This is a genomic window from Rhodospirillaceae bacterium, from assembly GCA_028819475.1.
Classification (GTDB): domain Bacteria; phylum Pseudomonadota; class Alphaproteobacteria; order Bin65; family Bin65; genus Bin65.
The window spans coordinates 1-6,999 of record JAPPLJ010000057.1; the positions used below are offsets into that span (position 1 = coordinate 1).

Annotated in this window: 8 protein-coding genes; 4 read left to right on the forward strand and 4 right to left on the reverse strand. The window is 66.3% G+C overall.

Features of this window, described 5'->3' with window-relative positions:
* Positions 1-171: 171 nt before the first annotated feature.
* Entirely contained in the window at positions 172-783 is a 612-nt protein-coding gene (gene rdgB, locus OXM58_17505; protein MDE0150157.1) for an RdgB/HAM1 family non-canonical purine NTP pyrophosphatase, read from the reverse strand.
* A gap of 8 nt (positions 784-791) precedes the next feature.
* On the reverse strand, positions 792-1,541 hold the full coding sequence (rph, locus tag OXM58_17510) for a ribonuclease PH (protein ID MDE0150158.1): 750 nt from the start codon (positions 1,539-1,541) through the stop codon (positions 792-794).
* Positions 1,542-1,741: 200 nt separating this feature from the next.
* On the opposite strand from rph, the gene hrcA reads away from it, so the two are divergent.
* The 4 genes from hrcA to OXM58_17530 all read left to right on the forward strand — a co-directional run bounded on the left by hrcA (position 1,742) and on the right by OXM58_17530 (position 4,996).
* Positions 1,742-2,851: a heat-inducible transcriptional repressor HrcA gene (gene hrcA, locus OXM58_17515; GenBank protein MDE0150159.1), complete on the forward strand. Its 1,110-nt coding sequence runs from the start codon at positions 1,742-1,744 to the stop codon at positions 2,849-2,851.
* 46 nt (positions 2,852-2,897) lie between these two features.
* Positions 2,898-3,749, forward strand: coding sequence for a nucleotide exchange factor GrpE (gene grpE, locus OXM58_17520; GenBank protein MDE0150160.1), 852 nt, complete (start codon positions 2,898-2,900; stop codon positions 3,747-3,749).
* A gap of 135 nt (positions 3,750-3,884) precedes the next feature.
* Positions 3,885-4,139, forward strand: coding sequence for a hypothetical protein (locus tag OXM58_17525; protein ID MDE0150161.1), 255 nt, complete (start codon positions 3,885-3,887; stop codon positions 4,137-4,139).
* A gap of 71 nt (positions 4,140-4,210) precedes the next feature.
* Positions 4,211-4,996, forward strand: a complete 786-nt coding sequence (locus OXM58_17530; GenBank protein MDE0150162.1) for a hypothetical protein — start codon at positions 4,211-4,213, stop codon at positions 4,994-4,996.
* A gap of 295 nt (positions 4,997-5,291) precedes the next feature.
* On the opposite strand, the gene OXM58_17535 is transcribed toward OXM58_17530, so the two are convergent.
* Positions 5,292-6,179 (reverse strand): DUF1848 domain-containing protein, encoded by an 888-nt coding sequence (locus tag OXM58_17535; protein MDE0150163.1) that lies wholly within the window; start codon positions 6,177-6,179, stop codon positions 5,292-5,294.
* Positions 6,180-6,226: 47 nt separating this feature from the next.
* Entirely contained in the window at positions 6,227-6,805 is a 579-nt protein-coding gene (locus OXM58_17540; protein MDE0150164.1) for a hypothetical protein, read from the reverse strand.
* Positions 6,806-6,999: the final 194 nt, after the last annotated feature.

Below are 6,999 nucleotides of genomic sequence, written 5' to 3' on the forward strand. Positions count from 1 at the left end.
CCCCCCCCCCCCCCCCCCCCCGCCCCGCCCCCCCCCCCCCCCCCCCCCCCCCCCATGCGGACCGGGCAGCAGTGCCGGACTCCGGCATCGGCGCGGCGGCGAACGACCCCTCCCCTAACCCCTCCCCCAAGGGGAGGGGGATTCGAGATCGCGGCGATGGAAGCGACGCCGTCATGCCGCGGCGCGCCAGGCGGTGAGCAGTTTGGCGAAGGCGCGGGCGCGGTGGCTGATCGCGTGCTTGGCCGCCGGTTCCATCTCGCCGAAGGTCGCCGCGTGGCCGTCCGGGACGAAGATCGGGTCGTAGCCGAAGCCGCGGTTGCCGCGCGGCGGCCAGACGAGACGGCCCTCGACCCGGCCCTCGAACACGGCCTCGCCGCCGTCCGGCGTCGCCAGGGCGAGCGCGCAGACGAAGGCGGCGGCCCGGTCCGTGTTGTCGCCGAGCGCCCGATTCACTGTTGCCATCGCCAGGGCAAAATCCCGCTCCGGTCCGGCCCAGCGCGCCGAATGGATTCCCGGCGCGCCGCCCAGCGCGCGCACCGCCAGGCCGGAATCGTCGGCGAGCGCGGGCAGGCCCGACGCGCCGGCCGCGGCCCGTGCCTTCAGCAGGGCGTTGCCGGCGAAGCTGTCTTCCGTCTCGTCCGGCTCGGGCAGGCCGAGTGCGGCGGCGGCGCGCACTGCCACGCCGAGCGGCGCCAGCAGGTCGCCGATCTCGCGCACCTTGCCTGCATTGTGGCTGGCAATGACGAGCTCGCCGGTAAGCGGAAACAGCGGCGGCGGCGTCATGCCGCCCGCTACCCGACGGCGGCGCGCTGCTGGGCGCACAGGTCGGTGATACCCTGCTTCGCCAGCGCCAGCAGTTCGTCGAACTGGCTCTGGGCGAACGGCCGGTCCTCCGCCGTCGCCTGGACCTCGATCAGCCCGCCGTCGCCCGACAGCACGAAATTGGCGTCGGCCTGGCAGGCGCTGTCCTCGGCATAATCCAGGTCCAGCACCGTCTCGCCTTCGTAGATGCCGCACGACACCGCCGCGACCTGGCCGGTCAGCGGGGTCTCGTCTATCTCGCCCTTGCCGATCAGCCACCCGAAGGCCTGGTGCAGCGCGACCCAGCCGCCGGTGATCGCGGCGGTGCGCGTCCCGCCGTCGGCCCGGAGCACGTCGCAGTCCACGGTGATCTGGCGCTCGCCGAAGCCTTCGAGATCGGTCACCGCGCGTAGCGAACGGCCGATCAGCCGCTGGATCTCCTGGGTCCGGCCGCTCTGTTTGCCGCGCGCCGCTTCGCGGTCGGTGCGGCTGTGGGTCGAGCGCGGCAGCATGCCGTATTCCGCGGTCACCCAGCCGCGCCCGGTGTTGCGCAGGAAGGGCGGCACCCGCTCGATCACCGAGGCGGCGCACAGCACATGGGTGCCGCCGAACCGCACCAGGCAGGAGCCTTCGGCATGGCCGGCCCAGCCGGGTTCGAGCGTCACCTCCCGCATCGCGTCGCGCGCGCGGCCGGACGGCCTGACGGAGGAAAATCCGGACGGAGTGCCGGACAGGTTCATGGGGCAGCCTGAGGAATTAGGGCAGGGGCGGGCAATCTAGCGGAAGACGGGCTGAATGCCCAAGGTTACCGAATCGCTCACCGGCGCGCTGGATTGACCGGATTTCCGGCATTGCCTAAATCTTCGCCGCTCAGGTGCCCCTCGATCCCCTGTGTTACCGGGGCGCCGCGTCCCGTTGCAACGGATCTTGCGAAACCGCCATGACGACCCCGGATTCCGGCAGCATCGTGACGCCGCCCCCGGCGACCCCGGCGGGAGGATCGTCGGTGCAGGCGCTCAACGACCGGGCGCGCGAAATCCTGCGCCGCATCGTCGAGACCTATGTCACCTCGGGCGAGGCCGTCGGCTCGCGGACCCTGTCGCGCCTCGACGATATCGACCTGTCGCCGGCGACGATCCGCAACGTCATGGCCGATCTCGAGGACGCCGGCCTGCTCTATGCCCGCCACACCTCGGCCGGCCGCCTGCCGACCGATGCCGGCCTGCGCATGTTCGTCGACGGGCTGCTCGAGGTCGGCCGGCTCAGCGAGCAGGAACGCGACCGGATCGAGGCGCAGTGCGCTGCCAACGGGCGCAGCGTCGACCAGGTTCTGCGCCAGGCCAGCCAGTCGCTCGCCGGCCTGTCGGAGCAGGTCGGGCTGGTGATCGCGCCGAAATCGGAAAGCGCATTGCAGCATATCGAGTTCGTCAGCCTCGGGCCGGGCCGCGCGCTGGTCGTCATGGTGCTGAAGAACGGCGTCATAGAAAACCGGATCATCGACGTGCCGGTCGGCATGCCGTCGTCCGCGCTGATCGAGGCGTCGAACTACCTGACCGCCCGGCTGGTCGGCCGGACGCTGGGCGAGGCGCGGGGCGCCGTCACCGCGGAGCTGGCGCGCGACCGGGCGCAGCTCGATGCGCTCGCCGGCGACCTTGTCGAACGCGGCCTCGCGGTCTGGGCCGGGCCGGACGGGGCGGCGGCCGAGCAGGGTGCGCTTATTGTCCGGGGCCAGTCCAGGCTTCTTGAAGACGTTGCCGCCATTGACGATCTGGAGCGGGTGCGGCGGCTGTTCTCGGCGCTGGAGCGCAAGGAAACCCTGCTCAGGCTTCTCGACCTGTCGAGCGCGGCCCAGGGCGTCCGGATCTTCATCGGCGCGGAGAACGAACTGTTCCGCAATGCCGGCTGCTCGCTGATCATCTCGCCCTACACGAATGCGGACGAAATGGTGGTCGGCGCGATCGGCGTGATCGGACCGACCCGCATGAACTATGCCCGGATCATTCCGATGGTGGACTATACGGCGACCGTCGTCGGCCGGCTGATCGGCTAGGCCGGCGCGCGGCACCCAGGAAGATTGCAGGACTGAGTTGCACGACATGACCGACGACCCGCGCAAGACCGATCCCGCGGAGGCCCCCCCGGCAGGCGCCGGCGCCGACGACCCCGAAGCCCCCGGGGATGCGTCGGCAACGGCATCCGCGCCGCCCGAGCCGGCCAACGACAGCGACGCTGCCGCGGACAGCGATCCGGCGACGGCCGATTCCGGGCCGGGCGCCGCCGATACGGCGGCCGGGGACGCGAAATCGGCCGAACCGGACGCCAATCCGCAAGAGGGCGAAGGCGAGGCCCCGGCGCTGACCGAAGAACAGCAGCGCATCGCCGACCTCGAAACCGAGGTCGCAGAACTGAAAGACCGCGCGCTGCGGGCCCTGGCCGACGCCGACAACGCGCGCAAGCGCGCCGCCCGCGACGTTGCGGACAGCCGGAAATACGGCGCGACCGGCCTGGCGCGGGACGTTCTGAGCGTCGCCGACAATCTCGGCCGCGCGCTTGAGGCGGTGCCGGAGATCCCCCGGGAGGAGGACGAGAACCTGTTCAATCTGCGCGCCGGGGTGGACATGACGCGGCAGGAGATGCTGCAGGCCCTGGAACGGCACGGCGTGAAAAAGGTGACGCCGGAGACCGGCGAGCGCTTCGACCACAACCGCCACCAGGCGATGTTCGAGGTGCCGACGGACGAGCTGGCGCCCGGCGCGGTCGCCCAGGTCGTGCAGGACGGCTACGTCATCCACGACCGCCTGCTGCGCCCGGCTCTGGTCGGCGTTGCGAGGAAGCCGCCGGAAGAGCCTGCACCGGAGGCTGGGGAGACGGCCGAAGACGCGGCAGAGGCTCCGGAAGACGCCGCCGAACCGCCCGAAGAGAATGCCGGGGAAAGCGACGCGGCGTAAAGGGCCGAAACCGAAACGTGCAAAGGAGAATTCAGTCGCCACCTCTCCGTATCGGATAGTTCGACTTCGCATTGAATCACTTTGTCGGTAAGGCTTGTGCGGATGGAAGCGAGTGTAGCAGAAGGAGCAGAATCAGTGACTATCGATATCAAAACCATCACACAGATCATTGACGCCGAAATTGCGAAACGACAATCGAAAGGCTTCGGAATTAAGGTGGGCATTGAGTTGTATAGGGAATTATGCGAAGCCGGTTACATTACTATGGAGAAATTTAATGTTATGGGAACCGGAGCGTTCGAGTTAGAACTTCCCGCATATAAGAAAACGTTCGCGGTCGCCCCGGACTGGACAATGGAAGATGACGATTTTGAGGTGGGTATGCCCTAAATTTAGGTTGTTGGTGCGCGCAATAATCCAAGAGTACTGGCAACCTGCTTACTCCTCGTCGATTGCGATACATGATGTCTAGCGAAGATCAAGAAAGCGCGGTTCGCCGCCTGATCCGAGGCGGTGCAGGAATAGCGGGCGGAACTGTAGGAGGCGCCCTAGGGTTTTTCGCGGGTGACTTGGGGAGTGCGGCAGCATTGGGGACTGCGAGCGCTACCGTATCAGAATTGTTGGAAACTTTGGGAGAAGAGACCTCTAAGAGATTGTTAGGAGATCGAGAAAAACAGCGAATTGGGGGCCTGCTAGCGATTGCAACGAACAATATACGAGACAGACTTGAGAGCGGCGAGAGTGTTCGCTCTGACGGATTTTTCGAGCGAAATGAATTTGGTTGCTCAGATGCAGACAGTATCGCGGAGAACATAATTCTCAAAGCTCAACGCGAACCTGAGGAAAAAAAGATTGTGTACATGGGATATTTCTTTGCCAATGTTGCGTTTAATGCTGACATTAGTGCCGGACTGGCACACCAGATTATAAAGTCATGCGAGAGAATGACATATCGTCAATTTTGTCTCTTGAAAATTTTTGGTGTCAATCAGATTCGCGGTACATTGCGAGATTCAGACTATCGATCTGAATCTGAGTTTAAAACAGAGAGACGACAGGTGTTATATGAATGCTTTGATCTAGCGCGCAGCTACTATATCGTTGAAGAGAGCTACATTCTTGGTGTGACTGACATTTGTCCGCGTAACGTACAAACTCAGGGTCTAGGAGCAGATATCTTTAACCATATGAATTTGAGTTTAATTCCGGATGAAGATCTTCTTCCAATTGTTGAGCAATTGAGGTAGTTTGGAAGCCTTAAGCACTCTTAAACTCCAGTCATGGAATATAGTGTTCGCAACGAATTTCTTGTTGGATTTGTAGCAAGCAAGGAGATGGATCGAGCATCCAGGCTTGATCAGCAGCCCCGTTGACTCGTAGCCCCGCAATCTAGCCATCATAACGTTTGCCGCCGAAGCCACGCTGTGTATGGCGGATTCCTATGAATTGCGCAGGGCCTTTGCCGGAGCAATGGGGGGATTGTCTCGGAGCACCGAGAATCGGGTATGAAGCAGCGGAGTTCGACGACATGGCCGCTTTGCCTCACCGCACCCCCAGCATCTCCGCCCCCGCATCCTGAGCCGCATACGCCGCCTTCGCCCGGCTGCGGTCGGCGACGGCGTAGCAGTAGGTACAGCCATGGGGGCAGGTGTCGTAGGCGCCGATATCGCGCGACGCGGCGCACAGGCAGCCCGGCCGGTTGCCCTTCACCGGCGCGATGACCGGACGGCCCGCAACGTCGCCGAGCCGGCCGGCGTCGATGCAGCGCGCCGGGGCGGCGATGCCCGGCACCAGCGCCGCCAGCGCCGGCTGGGTACACAGGGTCAGCGCCATGCCGGCGTCGCCGGCGATTGCGGTGAGGTCGCCGACCAGCGCAGCCTTCTCATCGGGCTCCGGCAGGCGCCAGTCGATCCCGGCCCGGCGCGCCAGCCGGTCCAGGTTGCGCCGCGTCTTGCGGTAGGGCTCGACGAACGACAGCACCGCCTCGTCGACATGGCCGCGCAACAGCCGGGCCAGGCGGGCGAACGTCGCGCGGTGCCAGCCCGGCCCGGTCGCCGACGACAGCAGGACCGGGTCGTAGCGCCAGACCGCGGCGCGCGGCCCGAAGCGCCGGGCGATCTCCGCGATCTGGGCCGCGGCGTCCTCCGCGCGAATCGTCGAGGGTTCGAGCGGCCGCGGATAGCCGGTGACGGTGAACTGCACGACGAAGGGCCAGCTGCGCTCTTCGACCGGCGCGAGCCGGTCCATGAGCGGCGCGAAATTGCGCGTCCAGAAGACGATGCCGGAGACGTCCTCCGCCCTGAGCGAGACCGTTACAATGCCGCCGCCGAACGGATTGCGGAACCGCGCCGCGCCCGCCGCGACCCGGTTGAGGAACCAGTCGGCATAGAAGGCCGGAATGTCCGTGCGGTAGGAGGCGGAGACGATCACGGCGGCAGGCTAGCACGGGCCGGACGCCGCCGCAGCGCGCTTGCCGGTCAGCGGCGGTTGCCGAGATAGCCCGCGATATGGGCGGCGACATGCCGGGCGTCGTCGCCGACGCCGTACAGCAGGCCGGATTTGCGCGTCACCATCCAGTTGAGGCCCATGAAATAGAGACCGGGTATGGACGTTGCCCCCCGGTCGGTCACCGGATAACCCATCGCATCGCACACGGGAAAATCGATCCACGAGAAGTCGTAGGAGAAACCCGTCGCCCAAACGACGGTGGCGACGTTTTCCTCCCGGAGGTCGATCGCGCGGCGGTGCGGCGCCGACGGTTCGCTCGCTGCCGGTTCGCCGTCGAGTTCAGCGTCCGTCGGCTCCGGAGCGTCGATGCCGTTCTTCTCGATATGGGCGTCCACCATGTCCTGGAATATGCGCGAGAAATTGTCGGCGTTGTCGATGTTCCGCTGCAGGTCGTCGGCAAATTCGGCCTTTTCGCCGTCGATCGCCGTCAGCCTTCCGAAAAGTTCGACGCCGTCCCGGCGCAAACGGTGCAGGCTGATCGTGCGCCCGCCGTCGCGCCCGCTCACCTGGACCTCGGCCCGGAAACGCTCGGCGGGAGAGTCCAGCATGTCCGGCGTCCGGTCGAAAAAGCCGAGATCCGAGAGCCACTCCGTGCAATCCCGCCCACGGTAGCGGGGCGGGCCCCCCCCCCCCCCCCCCCGGGGGGGCAGCCCCCCCCGGGGGCCGAGGGGGCCGTAGTAGGGAAAAATCCCCCCCCGCGGGGCCGGGCCCCCCAACAACCACCCGCCCGGCGGCCCCCCAA

Coding starts and splice junctions, on each gene's coding strand:
- rdgB (MDE0150157.1), bottom strand. CDS start 783: ATGACGCCGCCGCCGCTGTTTCCGCTTACCGGCGAGCTCGTCATTGCC.
- rph (MDE0150158.1), bottom strand. CDS start 1,541: ATGAACCTGTCCGGCACTCCGTCCGGATTTTCCTCCGTCAGGCCGTCC.
- hrcA (MDE0150159.1), top strand. CDS start 1,742: ATGACGACCCCGGATTCCGGCAGCATCGTGACGCCGCCCCCGGCGACC.
- grpE (MDE0150160.1), top strand. CDS start 2,898: ATGACCGACGACCCGCGCAAGACCGATCCCGCGGAGGCCCCCCCGGCA.
- OXM58_17530 (MDE0150162.1), top strand. CDS start 4,211: ATGATGTCTAGCGAAGATCAAGAAAGCGCGGTTCGCCGCCTGATCCGA.
- OXM58_17540 (MDE0150164.1), bottom strand. CDS start 6,805: ATGCTGGACTCTCCCGCCGAGCGTTTCCGGGCCGAGGTCCAGGTGAGC.